This window comes from Serratia sp. JKS296, assembly GCF_900215445.1.
Taxonomy (GTDB): Bacteria; Pseudomonadota; Gammaproteobacteria; order Enterobacterales; family Enterobacteriaceae; genus Serratia; species Serratia marcescens.
Genome location: NZ_OCMX01000001.1, coordinates 1,028,707 through 1,048,439, shown reverse-complemented (window position 1 = coordinate 1,048,439; position 19,733 = coordinate 1,028,707). Strand labels below are relative to the sequence as shown.

Genomic DNA, 19,733 nt, shown 5'->3' with positions numbered 1-19,733 from the left:
AATTTATTAGCGGTACAGGGTATAAACATTACTTACTCTCTGGTAATGTTCTGGGCATAAACTATTGAAGTCCTATCTACCCTGCGATCCACAACCATGCAAAGCCAAGCTGCAGACAGCCTCAATCCGCCCGCCGTCAGCGCCACCTTCGCCAACGGCGTCGTCGACAGTTTGCCGATCGTCATCGGGTATGTCCCGGTGGCGTTCGCCTTCGGCCTCAGCGCCGTCAAACTGGGTTTTTCCCCGCTGGAAAGCATTTTCTTCTCCTGCATCATCTACGCCGGCGCCAGCCAGTTCGTGATCACCGCCCTGCTGAGCGCCGGGATGTCGCTGTGGGTCTCCGCATTGACGGTGATGGCGATGGACGTGCGCCACCTGCTGTACGGCCCGGCGCTGCGTCATCGTATCGTCTCGCGCATGTCGCCCGGTAAAACGGCGATGTGGGCCTTTGGTCTGACCGATGAGGTCTTCGCCGCCGCCACCGCCAGGCTGATGCGCAATAACCGCAGCTGGAGCGAAAACTGGATGCTGGGCATCGCGCTCTGTTCCTGGCTCTCCTGGGTGGCCGGCACCGCGCTCGGCGCGCTGTTCGGCAACGGCCCGCTGGAGCAGTTCCCGGTGATCGAGGCCTCGCTGGCCTTCATGCTGCCGGCGCTGTTTCTCAGCTTCCTGTTGGCCGCCTTCCGGCGTCCGCAGAGCCTGACCATCGCTGCCTCATTGGCCGGCGCGCTGCTCGGCGTGGTGCTGTTCTCCATCCCGGTCGCCATTTTGGCCGGCATCGGCGCCGGTTGCGTCGCCGCTCTGTTCCAACCTGCCCCTGCGGAGGCCAGCCATGAACACTGATGTGCTGGTGATCGGCCTGGTGGTGGGCTGCGCCAATTACCTGTTCCGTTATCTGCCGCTGCGGCTGGCGCCGGCGCGCGCCCAGCCCGGCCTCAAACGCGGTAAAGCCGCCCTGCTGCTCGACAGCATCGGCATCGCCTCGATCTGCGCCCTGCTGGTGGTCTCCAGCACGCCGGTGGTGATGCGCGAGCCGGACAAACTGCTGCCGACGTTGGTGGGGTTCGCCGCGCTGGCGCTGTGCTTCTACCGCAGCAAAAGCATCATTCTGTCGACGCTGCTCGGCGCAACGGCCTTTGGCGTCACATTAAAGCTGTTAATGATTTTCGGCGCGGGCTGACGCCGCTCCCGATCGTTTGGCTTCACACTGGCGTTTTCAGGCGCCACATCTTTACAAACACTGACAAATGACACGAATTGCTAAATTATCCGCACGGCTGAACATTTACATTATTTGTCACCGTCGTTACTATCTCGAACGAAATTAATGAGGCCCTAAATTATGGAAAGCTCGTTTGCCCCCATAGAACAAATGCTGAATTTCCGCGCCACGCGGCAGAAAGATTTCCCTTATCAGGAAATCCTGCTGACCCGCCTGTGCATGCACATGCAAGGCAAGCTGCTGGAAAACCGCAATAAGATGCTCAAAGCGCAGGGGATTAACGAAACACTGTTTATGGCGCTGATTACCCTGGATGCGCAGGAAAGCCACAGCATCCAACCTTCTGAGCTAAGCTCTGCCTTAGGCTCCTCGCGCACCAATGCGACCCGCATCGCCGACGAGCTGGAAAAACGCGGCTGGATCGAGCGCCGGGAAAGCGACAACGATCGCCGCTGCCTGCATCTGCACCTGACGCCGCAGGGGGAAGAATTTCTCAGTCAACTGCTGCCGCCGCAGCATCAATGTCTGCATTTCCTGTGGTCCACATTGACCGACGATGAGCAAAAACAGCTGGAACAGCTGACGCGCAAATTGCTGGCACGTCTGGATCAAATGGAAATCACAGAACAGTTACCCTAATTCACAATTTCTGTTCAGGTACCTACTTATGCGATCCCCATTTCACTGGAGATTCACCCCGCTGTTCGCCGTGTTACTGCTGGCCGGGTGTGCTTCGACCGATAATATTGCCCCGCAATCCACGCTGATGGATCCGCAGAGCCTGCAGTTGGCTCAGCCGAAAGTCAGTTCGCTGGCCGTCAGCCCGCAGTGGTGGCGCGCCCTCAAGGATCCGCAGTTGGATACCCTGATGACGCAGACGCTGCAAAGCTCGCCGACCCTGCGTCAAGCCGCCGCCCGCGTGCGCGAAGCGCAGAGCGTGGTGGGTGAAGCCAGCGCCGCCAACGGGCCGAACCTGGATCTGAACGCCAGCACCCAGCGCCAGCGCGTGCCGCAAAACGTCAATATGGGGCTGGGGTATCCGCATAAGCCGATCTACGAAAGCTCCAACTCGCTGGGGTTGAACCTGGCGTACGAGTTCGACTGGTGGGGCAAATACCGCAACCAGGTGAACGCCGCCAAGGCGCAGGTCAACGCCGCGCGCGCCGAGCAGGAACAGGCGGCGCTGACGCTGACCAGCTCGGTGGCGTCCGCCTACTACCAGCTGCAGAGCAATCTGGCGCTCGAGAAGCTGCTGCAGCAGGAAGTAAACAACAATGAGCGCCTGACCGCGCTGCGCCAACAGCGCTATCAGGCCGGGCTGACCGGCGTCGATGTGCCGCAACAGACCCAGGCGCAGTCCGACGTCGCCAAGCAGCAGATCCTGCAGCTGCAGTCGCAAATCGAACAGCTCAGACACCAGCTTGCCGCGTTGGCGGGCCAGGGGCCGAACGCCATGCAGCACCTGCGTCAGGTGCCGTTGCCCGCAGACAACCTGATGGCGCCGCAGGGCGAGCTGACGGCGGATCTGCTGGGTAAACGTCCGGACATCGCCGCGCAACGCCAGCTGGTGGAATCTTACAGCCAGCGCGTCAGCGCCGCGCGTAAAGAGTTTTATCCCAGCCTGACCATTTCAGCCTTCGCCGGCCTGATGACCACCAATACCAGTGGCACCAGCCCGAATCTGTTTGAAGCGGCCAGCCAGGCCTGGAACGTGATGCCGGCGATCTCGCTGCCGATCTTCCACGCCGGGGCGCTGCGCAGCAAGCTGGGCGAGGAATCCGCGCTGTATGACGAAGCGGTGGAATCCTACAACCAAACCATCCTGAATGCGGTACAGGAAACCGCTGACGCCATCACCATCCAGCAGAGTTCTGCGCAACAGCAGCTGCAGGCGGCGTCCGCGGCCCAGTCGATGCAACAGGTGTACCAGGTCGCCAACGCCCGTTACCAGGCAGGGATTATCGGGCGCGACGATCTGTTGACCAGCCAAACGCAGCTATTACAGCAGCAACAGGCGGAGTTGAATGCCAGCAGCAATTTACTGCAGGCGAAGATAGGACTGATCCGCGCGCTGGGCGGTGGCTATCAGGCCCCGGCCGCAGCGGATTCGAAAGCATAATAATATAAGGCTTGGAGAACACCATGAGCGCAAGCGCGGAAACTCAAAACCCGCAGCAGCCGAGCGGCAAAAAGAAGCAGCGCAAATTTTGGCTGCTGTTGCTGACGGTTATTTTCATTGTTATAGGGGTGGCTTATTTAGTGTATTGGTTCCTGGTGCTGCGTCATCATCAGGAAACCGACGACGCCTACGTCTCCGGCAACCAGGTGCAGATCATGGCCCAGGTGTCCGGCAGCGTGAACAGCGTCAACTTCGACAACACCGACTACGTCAAGCAGGGCGACGTGCTGCTGACGCTCGATCCGACCGATGCCGAGCAGGCGTTTGAACGCGCCAAAACCGGCCTGGCCAACAGCGTGCGTCAGACCCACCAGCTGATCATCAACAGCAAGCAGTATCAGGCCAACATCGCCTTGCGCAAGACCGATCTGAGCAAGGCCGAGAACGATCTGAAACGCCGCGTGGTGCTGGGCAGCGTCGACGCCATCGGCCGCGAAGAACTGCAACACGCGCGCGATGCGGTCGACAGCGCCAAGGCCGCCCTGGAAGTGGCGGTGCAGCAATACAACGCCAATCAGGCGATGGTGCTGAATACCCCGCTGGAACAGCAGCCGGCGATCCAGCAGGCCGCCGCGCAGATGCGCGACGCCTGGCTGGCGCTGCAGCGTACCAAGGTGATCAGCCCGATTACCGGTTATGTCTCGCGCCGCAGCGTGCAGGTCGGCGCGCAGATCGCCGCCGGTTCGCCGCTGATGGCGGTGGTGCCGGCCGATCACATCTGGGTTGACGCCAACTTCAAGGAAACCCAGATCGCCAACATGCGCATCGGCCAGCCGGCGACGGTGGTCAGCGACGTCTACGGCGATGACGTGGTGTATCAAGGCAAAGTGGTCGGTATCGACATGGGCACCGGCAGCGCCTTCTCGCTGCTGCCGGCCCAGAACGCGACCGGCAACTGGATCAAGGTGGTGCAACGTCTGCCGGTGCGTATTGAGCTCGACGCCAAGCAGGTGGCCGATCATCCGCTGCGCATCGGTCTTTCGACGCTGGTGACCGTCGACACCGCCAACCTGGACGGCCGCGTGTTGTCTGACGTGGTGCGCGACAAACCGCTGTACCAGAGCGACGCGCTGGCGTTGAATCTGGCGCCGGTTAACCAGCTGATCGCCGACGTGATCCATGCGAACGCCGGCTAAGCGCGCGGGAGGCCATCTTGCCACAGAAACCGCTTGAAGGCGCCCAGCTCGCCTGGATGACGGTCGCGCTCGCCATGGCGACCTTCATGCAGGTGCTGGACTCCACCATCGCCAACGTGGCGATCCCCACCATTGCCGGTAACCTCGGGTCTTCCAACTCGCAGGGGACCTGGGTGATCACCTCGTTCGGCGTGGCGAACGCCATCTCGATCCCGATCACCGGCTGGCTGGCGAAGCGCATCGGCGAAGTGCGGCTGTTCCTCTGGTCCACCGCGCTGTTCGTCCTCGCTTCCTGGCTGTGCGGCATCTCCAACAGCCTCGGCATGCTGATCTTCTTCCGCGTGATCCAGGGCGTGGTGGCCGGGCCGCTGATCCCGCTGTCGCAGAGCCTGTTGCTGAATAACTACCCGCCCGCCAAGCGAGCGATGGCCCTGGCGCTCTGGTCGATGACCGTTATCGTCGCGCCGATATTCGGGCCGATCCTCGGCGGTTACATCAGCGACAACTACCATTGGGGTTGGATCTTCTTCATCAACATCCCGATCGGCGCCTTCGTTATCATGGCGGCGATGGCGACGCTGAAGGGGCGAGAAACCAAAACCGAGATCAAACCGATCGACACGGTTGGACTGGTGCTGCTGATCGTCGGCATCGGTTCGCTGCAGGTGATGCTCGATCAGGGCAAGGAGCTGGACTGGTTCAACTCGACCGAGATCATCACCCTGACCGTCGTGGCGGTGGTAGCGCTGTTGTTCCTGGTGGTTTGGGAGCTGACGGACGACCATCCGGTGGTGGATCTGTCGCTGTTCAAATCGCGCAACTTCACCATCGGCTGCCTGTGCATCAGCCTGGCGTACATGCTGTACTTCGGCGCCATCGTGCTGTTGCCGCAGCTGTTGCAAGAGGTGTACGGCTATACCGCCACCTGGGCGGGGCTGGCGTCGGCACCGGTCGGGCTGATCCCGGTGCTGCTGTCGCCGATCATCGGCAAGTTCGGCAACCGGCTCGACATGCGCCGGCTGGTGACCTTCAGCTTCATCATGTATGCCGTGTGCTTCTACTGGCGCGCCTATACGTTTGAACCGGGCATGGACTTCGGCGCTTCCGCCTGGCCGCAGTTCGTCCAGGGCTTTGCCATCGCCTGCTTCTTCATGCCGTTGACCACCATCACGCTGTCCGGCCTGCCGCCGGAGCGTATGGCGGCGGCATCGAGCCTGTCGAACTTCACGCGAACGCTGGCGGGTTCGATCGGTACCTCGATCACCACCACCCTGTGGACGCAGCGCGAATCGCAGCACCATTCGCAGCTGACGGAGTTCGTCAACCCGTACAACCCGCAGTCGCAGGAGATGTACCACCAGCTGGAGCAGCTCGGCATGAGCAAGCAGCAGGCGTCGGCGTACATCGCCAACGAGATCACCGCGCAGGGCCTGATCATCTCCGCCAACGAAATCTTCTGGCTGTCGGCCGGGGTGTTCCTGGTGCTGCTGGTGCTGGTGTGGGTGGCGAAACCGCCGTTCAGCTCCGGCGGCGGTGGGGGCGGCGGCGCGCACTAAGCTGCAATAAACGAAACGGGCGCCCTGGGGCGCCCGTTTTTTTATCCGACGTAGAAAAGATTACGCCTGATTCTGACGCCACCAGTCCGCCAGCAGAATGCCGGTCGCCACGGAAACGTTCAGGCTTTCCACCTTGCCGGTGCCGCCGATAGACACGTTCATGTCACCCTGCTGCCAGGCGCTGTCGCTCAGACCGTCGCGTTCCTGGCCCAGCACCAGCACCATCTTGGCCGGCAGCTTGGCCTGCGCCAGCGCGGTGCCTTTGTGGCTCGAGGTCGTGACGATGGTGTAACCCGCCTTGCGGAAGGTATCCAGCACCGACAGGAAATCGTCAGCGTTGATCGCCTTGATATGCTCCGCCCCGCCTTCTGCGGTGCGCACCGCCGCGCCGGATTCCAGCAGCGCCGGATCCTGCAGCAGCACGCCGTTGACGCCGAAGTGGGCGCACGAACGGACGATGGCGCCCAGGTTGTGCGGATTGCCCACTTCCTCCAGCGCCAGCACGCAGTCGGTCGCCGGTGCGGTTTTCAGGTAGGTCTGCGCATCCAGGCCCTGACGTTTTTTGATCAGGAAGCAAACGCCGCCGTGGTGCTCGGTGCCGGAAGCCTTGGCCAGTTCTTCTTCATCCACCACGTGGTAAGCTTTGCGGTTAGCCGCCATCCAGCGCAGCGCTTCGCGGAAGCGCGGGGTGACCGACTGCACGAACCAGGCGCGCACAATCGCTTCCGGACGGCTGGCGAACAGCGCCTGACAGGCGTTTTCACCGTAAACGCGGGTTTCTTCCGCGCGCTGGCGGCGCAGTTGCTCAGGATCGATGAAGCTTTTGCCGCTGATGCCGCCATGATCGAACGCCGGCTCTTCATTCGGCGCGCGCGAGACGGTTCTCCACGGCGACTCATTGCCACCGCGATCTTCAGAGCGCGCCGGACGGCGAGGACGATCGCTTTCACTGCGGCGGGAGTCGGCGCCGCGGCGATCGTTGCCGCCGCGCGCCTTGTCTTGACCGGTGCGGCCCGATCGCGCACCGTCAGCCGGACGGCCTTTGCCGGCCGGACGTTTATTCTTGTTACGGTCGTCGCCGTTGTCGTCGTCACTGCGGACGTACATCACTTTGACTTTACCGTTCTTGCCACTAAATGAATCGTTCATTGTCTTCTCCACCAACGCGCAGGGCGCGAAGATTACCTGATGTTGGTGCACGAAGCCACCAACTTGCGCTAAAAGCTCCCAACTATCACATCCATTGAACAAACCTCATTGTTCACGCGCCGGGTTTTGCCGATAATTGTCAGCATTAAAGAAACATCTCCGCAACCGCGTTGCGGGGACCATGCTTTCTCTGTACCCGAGGTCAACATGAATACAGTTTGTGCAGCTTGCAATGCCACCAACCGCGTGCCGGAAGAACGTCTGGCGGACAACGCGAAATGCGGCCGCTGCGGCCATGAGCTCTTCGACGGTGAAGTGATCAACGCCACCGCCGCCACGCTGGACCAGTTGCTGCAGGACGATCTGCCGGTCGTGGTCGATTTCTGGGCGCCGTGGTGCGGCCCGTGCCGCAGCTTTGCGCCGATCTTTGAAGACGTGGCCGAAGAGCGCGCCGGCAAAGTGCGCTTCGTGAAAGTGAACACCGAAGCCGAGCCGGAGCTGAGCGCCCGTTTCCGCATCCGCAGCATCCCGACCATCATGGTGTTCCGTCAGGGCAAAATGGTCGACATGCTCAACGGCGCGATGCCGAAAGCGCCGTTTGACAACTGGCTCAACGAGTTAGTGTGATTCGGCAAGTATAGGCCGTATCCCGCCATTGCGCGCGAACGCGCCCCGATCGAGCCCGCCCCTCCCGGCGGGCTTTTTTCTGCGTTACAATAACGGTTTTTCCCCAGGATCGTTATGACCGACAACGCCGTACTTCGCCTGCGCCAATTCCGTTTAGACCGCGCCACCCGCCCTTTTTTGGCACGCGGTTGCCGGGTGGCACGTTGTCAGGGTTGCCTGCTGCCGCATAAGAACTGCCTGTGCGACACCATTCGCCCACAGCAGGCCGGCAGCCGTTTCTGCCTGATCATGTTCGGCGCCGAGCCGCTCAAGCCCAGCAACACCGGCCGCCTGATCGCCGATATCCTGCCGGACACCCAGGCGTTCCTCTGGTCGCGTACCGAGGTCGATCCCGCCCTGCTGGCGGCCATCAACGATCCCACCCGGCAGCCTTATGTGGTGTTCCCCGCGTCCTACGCCGACGCCGAACGGCCGGTGTTCAGCGCGCTGCCCGTCGGCGGCAAACCGCCGCTGTTCATCATGCTGGATGGCACCTGGGCGGAGGCGCGCAAAATGTTCCGTAAAAGCCCGTATCTCAATCAATTCCCGGTGTTTTCCCTCAACGTCGACGCCGCATCGGACTACCAACTGCGCGAAGCCAGCCGCGCCGAGCAACACTGCACGGCGGAAGTGGCCGCCGCCCTGCTGCAACAGGCGGGCGATCTGCCGGCCGCCGAAGGGTTGAATCAGCATTTTCGCTATTTCCGTCAACAGTATCTGGCGGGAAAACCGACCCGGCCGGAGGCATCGGTCACAGCAATGCAGCCATAAAGCGCCTAAAATCAGGCGTAACGTTGCCAAAAGGAGCCGTGCATGAGCCAGCGAGGGTTAGAAGCGCTACTACGTCCCAAATCGATCGCCGTGCTGGGCGCTTCGCAGCAGCCGGGCCGCGCCGGCAACCTGATGATGAGCAACCTGCTGGCCGGCGGTTTCGGCGGCCCCATCTTGCCGGTGACGCCGCGCTACAAGGCGGTATGCGGCGTCATGGCCTACCCCGACGTCGCCAGCCTGCCGTTGACGCCGGATCTGGCGATCATCTGCACTCACGCCAAGCGTAATCTGGCGCTGCTCGACGCGCTGGGGCAGCGCGGCTGCAAAACCGCCATCGTGCTCTCTTCACCGCCAGAACAGTTCGCCGAGCTGAAAGCCTGCGCGCAGCGCTACGCCATGCGGCTGTTGGGCCCCAACAGCCTGGGATTATTGGCGCCGTGGCAAGGCATCAACGCCAGCTTCTCGCCGGTGCCGATCCAAAAAGGCAAGCTGGCGTTTATCTCGCAGTCCGCCGCCGTCGCCAACACCATTCTCGACTGGGCGCAGCAGCGCGAAGTCGGCTTCTCTTACTTCATCGCGCTGGGCGACAGCCTGGATATCGACGTCGACGACCTGCTCGACTTTTTGGCGCGCGACAGCAAAACCAGCGCCATCCTGCTGTATCTGGAAAACATCAGCGACGCACGGCGCTTTCTCTCCGCCTCGCGCAGCGCCTCACGCAACAAGCCCATTCTGGTGATCAAAAGCGGCCGCAGCCAACAGGCGCAATTACTGCTCAACAGCCAGCAGGGGCTGGACGCCGCCTACGACGCCGCCATCCAGCGAGCCGGCCTGCTGCGCGTGCAGGATACTCATGAGCTGTTCTCCGCGGTGGAAACCCTCAGCCATATGCATCCGCTGCGCGGCGAGCGGCTGATGATCGTCAGCAACGGGGCGGCGCCGGCGGCAATGGCGCTGGACGAGCTGCTCGGGCGCAACGGCAAGCTGGCAACGCTGAACGATGAGAGCCTGGCGAAGCTGAGCGATGCGCTGCCGGATTTCATTCGCGCCGGCAACCCGCTCGATCTGCGCGACGACGCCACGCCGCAGCGCTACCTGGCGGCTCTCGAAGCGCTGCTCGACAGCCACGACTATGACGCGCTGCTGCTGATCCATGCGCCGAGCGCGGCGGCGCCGGGCACCGCCACGGCGCAGCGGCTGATCGACGCGCTGCACCGGCATGCGCGCGGCAAACGCATCACCTTGCTGACCAACTGGTGCGGCGAATACTCTTCTCAAGAGGCGCGCCGGCTGTTTACCGAGGCCGCCATACCCACCTACCGCACGCCGGAAGGCGCTGTGACCGCTTTTATGCATATGGTGGAATACCGCCGCAACCAGAAGCAGCTGAAAGAGACCCCGGCGCTGCCGGTCGGCCTGACCGCCAATACCGCCGACGCTCACCGCCTGATCCATCAGGCGCTGGCCGAAGGCGCCACCCAGTTGGATACCCACGAGGTGCAATCCATTCTGCAGGCTTATGACCTGAGCACCCTGCCGACCTGGATCGCCGAAGACAGCGCCGAAGCGGTACATATCGCCGAACAGATCGGCTACCCGGTAGCGCTGAAGCTCCGTTCGCCGGATATCCCGCACAAGTCAGAAGTTCAGGGCGTCATGCTCTACCTGCGCACCGCGACCGAAGTGCAGCGCGCGGCGGAGGCGATCCTCGACCGCGTGAAGCGCACCTACCCTCAGGCGCGCATCCACGGCTTGCTGGTGCAGAGCATGGCCAACCGCGCCGGCGCCCAGGAGCTGCGCATCGCGGTGGAGCAGGATGCGATTTTCGGCCCGCTGATCATGCTGGGTGAAGGCGGTGTGGAATGGCGCCAGGAAAATCAGGTGGCGGTCGCGCTGCCGCCGCTGAACATGGCGCTGGCGCGTTATCTGGTGCTGCAGGCGGTGAAAGGCGGCAAGATCCGCGGGCGCAGCGCGCTGCGGCCTTTAGATATCCCTGGACTAAGCCGCTTGCTGGTGCAGGTCTCCAACCTGATCCTCGACTGCCCGGAGATCGCCCGGCTGGATATTCACCCGGTGTTGGCCTCCGGCAGCGAATTCACTCTGCTGGACGTTTCGATGCAGCTCGCGCCGTTCAGCGGCGATCCGCAGGCGCGGCTGGCGATCCGCCCTTATCCGCATGAGCTGGAAGAGACCATCGCGTTGAAAGACGGCAGCCAATGCCTGTTCCGCCCGATCCTGCCGGAAGACGAGCCGGCGCTGAAGCATTTCATCGACCGGGTGACCAAGGAAGACCTCTATTATCGCTACTTCAGCGAGATCAATGAGTTTACCCATGACGATTTGGCCAACATGACGCAGATCGACTACGATCGAGAAATGGCCTTTGTGGCGGTGCGCGCAGACGAGATCATCGGCGTGACCCGCGCGCTGTCCGATCCGGACAACACCGACGCCGAATTCGCCGTGCTGGTGCGTTCCGACCTCAAAGGACTGGGCCTGGGCCGTCAGTTGCTGGAGAAAATGATCGCCTATGCGCGCGCTCATGGCCTGACCCGTCTGAGCGGCATCACCATGCCGAATAACCGCGGCATGATCGCACTGGCGCAGCGGCTGGGCTTTGGCATTGAGGTGCAGCTTGAGGACGGCATCGTCAATCTGACGCTGCCGCTGCAGGCCGCCGACGCGCAGTGACCTGCGTCGCAATGCGCTACGAATCCATCACTTAACGCCAAAACATACGCACAATCGGGGCAACTAATGGTATTATCGCCCGATTATTCGGTTTATTGTTTTTATGCCTGTGGCGTTCTGGCCATCAATCATGAGAGAAGAAACGCACTGTGATGTTGTCAAAATTTAAACGTAGCAAACATCAACAACACCTTGCACAACTGCCCAAACTCCCCCAGACGGTTGCTGATGTTCGTACGTTGTACGCGCCGTCCGATTTTCGCACCACGCTGCTGAGCGCCATCGCCAACGCCACCCAACGCATCTATCTGGTGGCTCTGTATCTGGAGCATGACGACGCCGGGCGCGAGATCCTCAACGCGCTGTATCAAGCCAAACAGCGGCGGCCCGAGCTGGAAATCTGCGTACTGGTCGACTGGCACCGCGCACAGCGTGGGCGCATCGGCGCCGCCGCCGCCAATACCAACGCCGACTGGTACTGCGCCATGGCCAGCCAACATCCGGAACAGTCGGTGCCGATCTACGGCGTGCCGGTCAATACCCGCGAAGCGTTAGGCGTACTGCACCTGAAAGGCTTTGTGGTCGACGATACCGCGATCTACAGCGGCGCCAGCATTAACGACGTTTATCTGCATCAGCATGAGAAATACCGTTACGATCGCTATCAGCTGATCACCAACGGCGTGCTGGCCGATACCTTGATCGATTACATCAAGCAGCATCTGCTCACCGCCGGCGCCGTACAGCGCCTCGATCGCAGCGATCGGCCGAAAAGCCCGGAGATCAAAAACGAGACCCGTCTGTTCCGTTTCGCCCTGCGCCGCGCTGGTTACCACTTCCGCGGCAAGGCCGGCAACGATGAGCTGGCGGTGACGCCGCTGGTTGGGCTTGGCAAGCAAAGCGTGCTGAATAAAACCATTCATCACCTGATGTCGTGCGCCGACCAGAAACTGACGCTCTGTACCCCCTACTTCAACCTGCCGGCGCTGCTGGTGCGCAACATCATTTATCTGCTGCGCCAGGGCAAACAGGTGGAGATCATTGTCGGCGACAAGACCGCCAACGATTTCTATATTCCGGAAGACCAGCCGTTCAAAATCATCGGCGCGCTGCCCTACCTGTACGAGATCAACCTGCGCCGCTTCCTGAGCCGCTTGCAGCGTTATATCGATACCGGGCAGCTGATCGTGCGTCTGTGGAAGGATGGCGATAACAGCTATCACCTGAAAGGCATGTGGGTAGACGAAGAGTGGCAGCTGATTACCGGCAATAATCTCAACCCGCGCGCCTGGCGGCTGGATCTGGAAAACGCCATTCTGATCCACGATCCCAAACAAGAGATGCGCGAACAGCGGCAAAAAGAGCTGGAGTGCATCCGCACCCACACCACCGTGGTCGGCCACTATCAGGAGCTGCAAAGCATTCAGCAGTATCCGATAAAGGTGCGCAAGCTGATTCGCCGTCTGCGGCGTATCCGCATCGATCGGCTGATTAGCCGTATCCTGTAAGCGATACTCTGACCCCGGCCAAGGCCGGGGTTTTTATTACAGCTGTATCTCCTTCCCTTTGCGATGCAACCGAAGCGAAACCAGCAACGCCAGCAGGCACATGCCGGAAACGTACCAGAAGAAGGCATTCTCCACGCCGAATGATTTAAGCGATAACGCGACATATTCTGCCGAACCGCCGAACAGGGCGTTCGCCACCGCATAAGACAAGCCTACCCCTAACGCGCGTACCTCCGGCGGGAACATCTCGGCTTTAAGCAGCCCGCTGATCGCGGTGTAAAAGCTGACAACGAACAACGCCAACACGATCAGACCGAACGCCATAAAGGGGTTGGTCACCTCTTTCAAGGCAAACAGGATCGGCACCGTCAACACCGTGGCGAAGGCTGAGAAGATCAGCATCGAGCTGCGACGGCCGATTTTGTCCGAAAACGCGCCTACCGCCGGCTGCAGCAGCATAAAGACGAATAGCGCAACGGTCATGATGGCGCTGGCCAGCTTGGCGTCCATACCGGCGGTGTTCACCAGGTATTTCTGCATGTAGGTGGTGAAGGTGTAGAAGGTCAGTGAACCGGCGGCGGTAAAGCCCAGCACCATCAGGAACGCCTTGCGATTTTTCCACAGCCCCGTCAGCGAACCGGCATCTTTGTGGTTACGCGTCTTCGCATCGGAGGTTTCATTCAGCGAGCGGCGCAGGTAAAGCGCCACCACCGCCAACACGGCCCCCAGGGCAAACGGAATACGCCATCCCCAGGCTTTCAGCTCTTCGGCGGGCAATATCTGCTGTAAGATCACCAAGACCAGCAGCGCCAACAGTTGCCCGCCAATCAGCGTCACGTACTGGAACGATGCGTAGAAGCCACGCCGCCCCTTGATTGCCACCTCGCTCATGTAGGTGGCGCTGGTGCCATACTCGCCACCCACCGACAACCCCTGGAACAACCGAGCGATCAGCAGCAGCGCCGGGGCCCAACTGCCGATCGATTCATACGTCGGCAGGCAGGCGATCACCAGCGATCCGGCGCACATCATGCAGACTGAAAGCAGCATTGAGTTTTTTCGGCCATGCTTGTCGGCAATATAGCCGAACAGCCAACCGCCGATAGGTCGCATAAAGAAGCCGGCGGCGAAAACACCGGCGGTTTGCAGCAGCTGCGTAGTGCTGTTGCCCGCTGGAAAGAACGAGGCGGCAAAATAAATGGAACAGAAGGAGTAAACGTAAAAATCAAACCACTCCACCAGATTGCCTGATGAAGCCCCGACGATAGCGAAAATGCGTTTCTTGTTATCCAGCGCCTCCTGTTCGACGCCGTGCTCATCCCCAAGAGCCGAGGTTGTTTCTGTCATGATATTTTCTCCGAGCCATAGCAATGATGAAATTCGGCGTCCTGCCGCCCTGGTTGTTACTTTATTGTTGTTTATAAGTTAACAGCCAAACTTAATAGCGGACGAAGAATATCTGACATTCAGAGAAACAATGCGTTGGTTTTGTGATGAATATTAAACAGTACGATGAAAGTTGAAGCGGATTACAACGGGGATTTTCCTTCTTACGCATAGCAAAAAGCCCTGAACGTCAGTTCAGGGCTTTCGGCTTTATTTGATGCCTGGCAGTGTCCTACTCTCGCATGGGGAGACCCCACACTACCATCGGCGCTACGGCGTTTCACTTCTGAGTTCGGCATGGGGTCAGGTGGGACCACCGCGCTATTGCCGCCAGGCAAATTCGTTTTAATCAACCCGCTTCATCACTGAAGCCAGTCAATCCAATCTGTAAACAAGCTGAATATTGTCTCGGTCTCACCAAAACACCTTCGGTGTTGTAAGGTTAAGCCTCACGGATCATTAGTACTGGTTAGCTCAATGCATCGCTGCACTTACACACCCAGCCTATCAACGTCTTAGTCTTAAACGTTCCTTCAGGGGCCTTAAAGGCCCAGGGAAGACTCATCTTGAGGCAAGTTTCGCGCTTAGATGCTTTCAGCGCTTATCTTTTCCGCACTTAGCTACCGGGCAATGCCATTGGCATGACAACCCGAACACCAGTGGTGCGTTCACTCCGGTCCTCTCGTACTAGGAGCAACCCCTCTCAATCTTCCAACGCCCACGGCAGATAGGGACCGAACTGTCTCACGACGTTCTAAACCCAGCTCGCGTACCACTTTAAATGGCGAACAGCCATACCCTTGGGACCTACTTCAGCCCCAGGATGTGATGAGCCGACATCGAGGTGCCAAACACCGCCGTCGATATGAACTCTTGGGCGGTATCAGCCTGTTATCCCCGGAGTACCTTTTATCCGTTGAGCGATGGCCCTTCCATTCAGAACCACCGGATCACTAAGACCTACTTTCGTACCTGCTCGAGCCGTCACTCTCGCAGTCAAGCTAGCTTATGCCTTTGCACTAACCTCACGATGTCCGACCGTGATTAGCTAACCTTCGTGCTCCTCCGTTACTCTTTGGGAGGAGACCGCCCCAGTCAAACTACCCACCAGACACTGTCCTCACCCCAGATTATGGGGCCGAGTTAGAACATCAAACATTAAAGGGTGGTATTTCAAGGATGGCTCCACGCAGACTGGCGTCCACGCTTCAAAGCCTCCCACCTATCCTACACATCAAGGCTCAATGTTCAGTGTCAAGCTATAGTAAAGGTTCACGGGGTCTTTCCGTCTTGCCGCGGGTACACTGCATCTTCACAGCGAGTTCAATTTCACTGAGTCTCGGGTGGAGACAGCCTGGCCATCATTACGCCATTCGTGCAGGTCGGAACTTACCCGACAAGGAATTTCGCTACCTTAGGACCGTTATAGTTACGGCCGCCGTTTACTGGGGCTTCGATCAAGAGCTTCGCCTTGCGGCTGACCCCATCAATTAACCTTCCAGCACCGGGCAGGCGTCACACCGTATACGTCCACTTTCGTGTTTGCACAGTGCTGTGTTTTTATTAAACAGTTGCAGCCAGCTGGTATCTTCGACTGGCTTCAGCTCCATCCGCGAGGGACTTCACCTACATGCCAGCGTGCCTTCTCCCGAAGTTACGGCACCATTTTGCCTAGTTCCTTCACCCGAGTTCTCTCAAGCGCCTTGGTATTCTCTACCTGACCACCTGTGTCGGTTTGGGGTACGATTTAATGTTACCTGGAGCTTAGAGGATTTTCCTGGAAGCAGGGCATCAACTACTTCTGCACCGTAGTGCATCGTCATCACGCCTCAGGGTTGATATGCAACCGGATTTACCAGGTCACACCCCCTACACGCTTAAACCGGGACAACCGTCGCCCGGCTAGCCTAGCCTTCTCCGTCCCCCCTTCGCAGTAACACCAAGTACAGGAATATTAACCTGTTTCCCATCGACTACGCTTTTCAGCCTCGCCTTAGGGGTCGACTCACCCTGCCCCGATTAACGTTGGACAGGAACCCTTGGTCTTCCGGCGAGCGGGCTTTTCACCCGCTTTATCGTTACTTATGTCAGCATTCGCACTTCTGATACCTCCAGCAACCCTCACAGGCCACCTTCAACGGCTTACAGAACGCTCCCCTACCCAACAACGCCTAAGCGTCGCTGCCGCAGCTTCGGTGCATGGTTTAGCCCCGTTACATCTTCCGCGCAGGCCGACTCGACCAGTGAGCTATTACGCTTTCTTTAAATGATGGCTGCTTCTAAGCCAACATCCTGGCTGTCTATGCCTTCCCACATCGTTTCCCACTTAACCATGACTTTGGGACCTTAGCTGGCGGTCTGGGTTGTTTCCCTCTTCACGACGGACGTTAGCACCCGCCGTGTGTCTCCCGTGATAACATTCTTCGGTATTCGGAGTTTGCATCGGTTTGGTAAGCCGGGATGGCCCCCTAGCCGAAACAGTGCTCTACCCCCGAAGATGAGTTCACGAGGCGCTACCTAAATAGCTTTCGGGGAGAACCAGCTATCTCCCGGTTTGATTGGCCTTTCACCCCCAGCCACAAGTCATCCGCTAATTTTTCAACATTAGTCGGTTCGGTCCTCCAGTTAGTGTTACCCAACCTTCAACCTGCCCATGGCTAGATCACCGGGTTTCGGGTCTATACCTTGCAACTATTCGCCCAGTTAAGACTCGGTTTCCCTACGGCTCCCCTATACGGTTAACCTTGCTACAAAATATAAGTCGCTGACCCATTATACAAAAGGTACGCAGTCACACCACGAAGGTGCTCCCACTGCTTGTACGTACACGGTTTCAGGTTCTATTTCACTCCCCTCGCCGGGGTTCTTTTCGCCTTTCCCTCACGGTACTGGTTCACTATCGGTCAGTCAGGAGTATTTAGCCTTGGAGGATGGTCCCCCCATATTCAGACAGGATGTCACGTGTCCCGCCCTACTCATCGAACTCACGACCTGTGCATTTTAGTGTACGGGGCTATCACCCTTTGCTGCGCGACTTTCCAGACGCTTCCACTAACACACAAGCCGATTCAGGTTCTGGGCTCCTCCCCGTTCGCTCGCCGCTACTGGGGGAATCTCGGTTGATTTCTTTTCCTCGGGGTACTTAGATGTTTCAGTTCCCCCGGTTCGCCTCATGCCACTATGTATTCATGACATGATAGTGTGTCGAAACACACTGGGTTTCCCCATTCGGGTATCGCCGGTTATAACGGTTCATATCACCTTACCGACGCTTTTCGCAGATTAGCACGCCCTTCATCGCCTCTGACTGCCTAGGCATCCACCGTGTACGCTTAGTCACTTAACCTCACAACCCGAAGATGTTTCCATCGTTCGTGCTGCAAACATTTGAGAGACTCTATGACAGGTTACTCTTCATCCCAATACGTCTACGGAGGGATAAATTTCAGCCGTCATGTTTCAATTTTCAGCTTGTTCCAGATTGTTAAAGAGCAAAATACTTCGCAGCATACTGTCGCCAATATACTCTGAAGTATTGAAATACCGGACTATATGGTGGAGCTAAGCGGGATCGAACCGCTGACCTCCTGCGTGCAAGGCAGGCGCTCTCCCAGCTGAGCTATAGCCCCATACAGTCACGCGCAGTACCTTTTCCACTTCCGAGAAGTGGTAGGCCTGAGTGGACTTGAACCACCGACCTCACCCTTATCAGGGGTGCGCTCTAACCACCTGAGCTACAAGCCTATAAAGGTATTTCTGCTCGTTACTTTCTATCAGACAATCTGTGTGAGCACGCCACTCGAACTAATATCTTTAGGTAAGGAGGTGATCCAACCGCAGGTTCCCCTACGGTTACCTTGTTACGACTTCACCCCAGTCATGAATCACAAAGTGGTAAGCGCCCTCCCGAAGGTTAAGCTACCTACTTCTTTTGCAACCCACTCCCATGGTGTGACGGGCGGTGTGTACAAGGCCCGGGAACGTATTCACCGTAGCATTCTGATCTACGATTACTAGCGATTCCGACTTCATGGAGTCGAGTTGCAGACTCCAATCCGGACTACGACATACTTTATGAGGTCCGCTTGCTCTCGCGAGGTCGCTTCTCTTTGTATATGCCATTGTAGCACGTGTGTAGCCCTACTCGTAAGGGCCATGATGACTTGACGTCATCCCCACCTTCCTCCAGTTTATCACTGGCAGTCTCCTTTGAGTTCCCGGCCGAACCGCTGGCAACAAAGGATAAGGGTTGCGCTCGTTGCGGGACTTAACCCAACATTTCACAACACGAGCTGACGACAGCCATGCAGCACCTGTCTCAGAGTTCCCGAAGGCACCAATCCATCTCTGGAAAGTTCTCTGGATGTCAAGAGTAGGTAAGGTTCTTCGCGTTGCATCGAATTAAACCACATGCTCCACCGCTTGTGCGGGCCCCCGTCAATTCATTTGAGTTTTAACCTTGCGGCCGTACTCCCCAGGCGGTCGATTTAACGCGTTAGCTCCGGAAGCCACGCCTCAAGGGCACAACCTCCAAATCGACATCGTTTACAGCGTGGACTACCAGGGTATCTAATCCTGTTTGCTCCCCACGCTTTCGCACCTGAGCGTCAGTCTTCGTCCAGGGGGCCGCCTTCGCCACCGGTATTCCTCCAGATCTCTACGCATTTCACCGCTACACCTGGAATTCTACCCCCCTCTACGAGACTCTAGCTTGCCAGTTTCAAATGCAGTTCCCAGGTTGAGCCCGGGGATTTCACATCTGACTTAACAAACCGCCTGCGTGCGCTTTACGCCCAGTAATTCCGATTAACGCTTGCACCCTCCGTATTACCGCGGCTGCTGGCACGGAGTTAGCCGGTGCTTCTTCTGCGAGTAACGTCAATTGATGAGCGTATTAAGCTCACCACCTTCCTCCTCGCTGAAAGTGCTTTACAACCCGAAGGCCTTCTTCACACACGCGGCATGGCTGCATCAGGCTTGCGCCCATTGTGCAATATTCCCCACTGCTGCCTCCCGTAGGAGTCTGGACCGTGTCTCAGTTCCAGTGTGGCTGGTCATCCTCTCAGACCAGCTAGGGATCGTCGCCTAGGTGAGCCATTACCCCACCTACTAGCTAATCCCATCTGGGCACATCTGATGGCAAGAGGCCCGAAGGTCCCCCTCTTTGGTCTTGCGACGTTATGCGGTATTAGCTACCGTTTCCAGTAGTTATCCCCCTCCATCAGGCAGTTTCCCAGACATTACTCACCCGTCCGCCGCTCGTCACCCAGGGAGCAAGCTCCCCTGTGCTACCGCTCGACTTGCATGTGTTAAGCCTGCCGCCAGCGTTCAATCTGAGCCATGATCAAACTCTTCAATTAAAAGCTTGATTTGCTTCCACTCGAGAAGCGATGCTCAAAGATTTACTGCATGAATTTTACTTCAGTTAGTCACTCTTCAAGACTTGATATTTTTTTGCATCCGAAGATG

Annotated in this window: 12 protein-coding genes, 2 tRNA genes and 3 rRNA genes; 10 read left to right on the top strand and 7 right to left on the bottom strand. The window is 58.6% G+C overall.

The window, feature by feature from the left end:
* Positions 1–96: 96 nt before the first annotated feature.
* The 6 genes from CRO23_RS04905 (at position 97) to emrB (ending at position 6,093) form a co-directional block, all read left to right on the top strand.
* Complete coding sequence (locus tag CRO23_RS04905) at positions 97–843, top strand: AzlC family ABC transporter permease (protein WP_016929851.1); 747 nt, start codon at positions 97–99, stop codon at positions 841–843.
* Complete coding sequence (gene ygaH, locus CRO23_RS04900; protein WP_016929852.1) at positions 833–1,180, top strand: L-valine transporter subunit YgaH; 348 nt, start codon at positions 833–835, stop codon at positions 1,178–1,180. The genes CRO23_RS04905 and ygaH overlap by 11 nt, the downstream gene beginning before the upstream one ends.
* Positions 1,181–1,342: 162 nt before the next feature.
* Positions 1,343–1,861 (top strand): transcriptional repressor MprA, encoded by a 519-nt coding sequence (gene mprA, locus CRO23_RS04895; RefSeq protein ID WP_004928879.1) that lies wholly within the window; start codon positions 1,343–1,345, stop codon positions 1,859–1,861.
* A 28-nt stretch (positions 1,862–1,889) separates the two neighbouring features.
* Positions 1,890–3,341: an efflux transporter outer membrane subunit gene (locus tag CRO23_RS04890; RefSeq protein ID WP_028127520.1), complete on the top strand. Its 1,452-nt coding sequence runs from the start codon at positions 1,890–1,892 to the stop codon at positions 3,339–3,341.
* Positions 3,342–3,364: 23 nt separating this feature from the next.
* Positions 3,365–4,537: a multidrug efflux MFS transporter periplasmic adaptor subunit EmrA gene (emrA, locus tag CRO23_RS04885; protein WP_016929855.1), complete on the top strand. Its 1,173-nt coding sequence runs from the start codon at positions 3,365–3,367 to the stop codon at positions 4,535–4,537.
* Positions 4,538–4,554: 17 nt separating this feature from the next.
* Positions 4,555–6,093 (top strand): multidrug efflux MFS transporter permease subunit EmrB, encoded by a 1,539-nt coding sequence (emrB, locus tag CRO23_RS04880; RefSeq protein ID WP_016929856.1) that lies wholly within the window; start codon positions 4,555–4,557, stop codon positions 6,091–6,093.
* A gap of 60 nt (positions 6,094–6,153) precedes the next feature.
* Here emrB and CRO23_RS04875 read toward each other — a convergent pair whose 3' ends face one another.
* A complete protein-coding gene (locus tag CRO23_RS04875; RefSeq protein WP_004928870.1) occupies positions 6,154–7,242 on the bottom strand; it encodes a tRNA/rRNA methyltransferase in 1,089 nt (362 codons plus the stop codon).
* Positions 7,243–7,449: 207 nt separating this feature from the next.
* Here CRO23_RS04875 and trxC point away from each other — a divergent pair, with 207 nt between their 5' ends.
* From trxC to pssA, 4 genes are all read left to right on the top strand, one after another.
* The gene (gene trxC, locus CRO23_RS04870; RefSeq protein WP_004928868.1) at positions 7,450–7,869 is read left to right on the top strand and encodes a thioredoxin TrxC; all 420 of its coding nucleotides are present in this window, start codon (positions 7,450–7,452) and stop codon (positions 7,867–7,869) included.
* A gap of 114 nt (positions 7,870–7,983) precedes the next feature.
* Positions 7,984–8,679, top strand: coding sequence for a tRNA-uridine aminocarboxypropyltransferase (locus CRO23_RS04865; protein ID WP_004928866.1), 696 nt, complete (start codon positions 7,984–7,986; stop codon positions 8,677–8,679).
* A 42-nt stretch (positions 8,680–8,721) separates the two neighbouring features.
* A complete protein-coding gene (locus CRO23_RS04860; protein WP_079452313.1) occupies positions 8,722–11,370 on the top strand; it encodes a bifunctional acetate--CoA ligase family protein/GNAT family N-acetyltransferase in 2,649 nt (882 codons plus the stop codon).
* A gap of 152 nt (positions 11,371–11,522) precedes the next feature.
* Positions 11,523–12,878 (top strand): CDP-diacylglycerol--serine O-phosphatidyltransferase, encoded by a 1,356-nt coding sequence (pssA, locus tag CRO23_RS04855; RefSeq protein WP_028127521.1) that lies wholly within the window; start codon positions 11,523–11,525, stop codon positions 12,876–12,878.
* A gap of 36 nt (positions 12,879–12,914) precedes the next feature.
* Here pssA and CRO23_RS04850 read toward each other — a convergent pair whose 3' ends face one another.
* From CRO23_RS04850 to CRO23_RS04825, 6 genes are all read right to left on the bottom strand, one after another.
* Positions 12,915–14,225 carry an MFS family transporter gene (locus tag CRO23_RS04850; protein WP_016929861.1) on the bottom strand — a complete coding sequence of 437 codons (1,311 nt, stop codon included), beginning with the start codon at positions 14,223–14,225 and terminating at the stop codon, positions 12,915–12,917.
* Positions 14,226–14,483: 258 nt separating this feature from the next.
* Positions 14,484–14,599 (bottom strand): 5S ribosomal RNA (gene rrf, locus CRO23_RS04845).
* A 103-nt stretch (positions 14,600–14,702) separates the two neighbouring features.
* Positions 14,703–17,610, bottom strand: a 23S ribosomal RNA gene (locus CRO23_RS04840).
* 207 nt (positions 17,611–17,817) lie between these two features.
* Positions 17,818–17,893: transfer RNA gene (locus CRO23_RS04835), tRNA-Ala, on the bottom strand.
* 38 nt (positions 17,894–17,931) lie between these two features.
* Positions 17,932–18,008: transfer RNA gene (locus CRO23_RS04830), tRNA-Ile, on the bottom strand.
* A gap of 74 nt (positions 18,009–18,082) precedes the next feature.
* Positions 18,083–19,624 (bottom strand): 16S ribosomal RNA (locus CRO23_RS04825).
* The 16S, 23S and 5S rRNA genes sit together here with 2 tRNA genes alongside, the layout of an rRNA operon.
* Positions 19,625–19,733: the final 109 nt, after the last annotated feature.

Bases quoted from the DNA above. Each gene is read 5' to 3' on its own strand.
- CRO23_RS04905 (WP_016929851.1), top strand. From the start codon at position 97: ATGCAAAGCCAAGCTGCAGACAGCCTCAATCCGCCCGCCGTCAGCGCC.
- ygaH (WP_016929852.1), top strand. From the start codon at position 833: ATGAACACTGATGTGCTGGTGATCGGCCTGGTGGTGGGCTGCGCCAAT.
- mprA (WP_004928879.1), top strand. From the start codon at position 1,343: ATGGAAAGCTCGTTTGCCCCCATAGAACAAATGCTGAATTTCCGCGCC.
- CRO23_RS04890 (WP_028127520.1), top strand. From the start codon at position 1,890: ATGCGATCCCCATTTCACTGGAGATTCACCCCGCTGTTCGCCGTGTTA.
- emrA (WP_016929855.1), top strand. From the start codon at position 3,365: ATGAGCGCAAGCGCGGAAACTCAAAACCCGCAGCAGCCGAGCGGCAAA.
- CRO23_RS04875 (WP_004928870.1), bottom strand. From the start codon at position 7,242: ATGAACGATTCATTTAGTGGCAAGAACGGTAAAGTCAAAGTGATGTAC.
- trxC (WP_004928868.1), top strand. From the start codon at position 7,450: ATGAATACAGTTTGTGCAGCTTGCAATGCCACCAACCGCGTGCCGGAA.
- CRO23_RS04865 (WP_004928866.1), top strand. From the start codon at position 7,984: ATGACCGACAACGCCGTACTTCGCCTGCGCCAATTCCGTTTAGACCGC.
- CRO23_RS04860 (WP_079452313.1), top strand. From the start codon at position 8,722: ATGAGCCAGCGAGGGTTAGAAGCGCTACTACGTCCCAAATCGATCGCC.
- pssA (WP_028127521.1), top strand. From the start codon at position 11,523: ATGTTGTCAAAATTTAAACGTAGCAAACATCAACAACACCTTGCACAA.
- CRO23_RS04850 (WP_016929861.1), bottom strand. From the start codon at position 14,225: ATGACAGAAACAACCTCGGCTCTTGGGGATGAGCACGGCGTCGAACAG.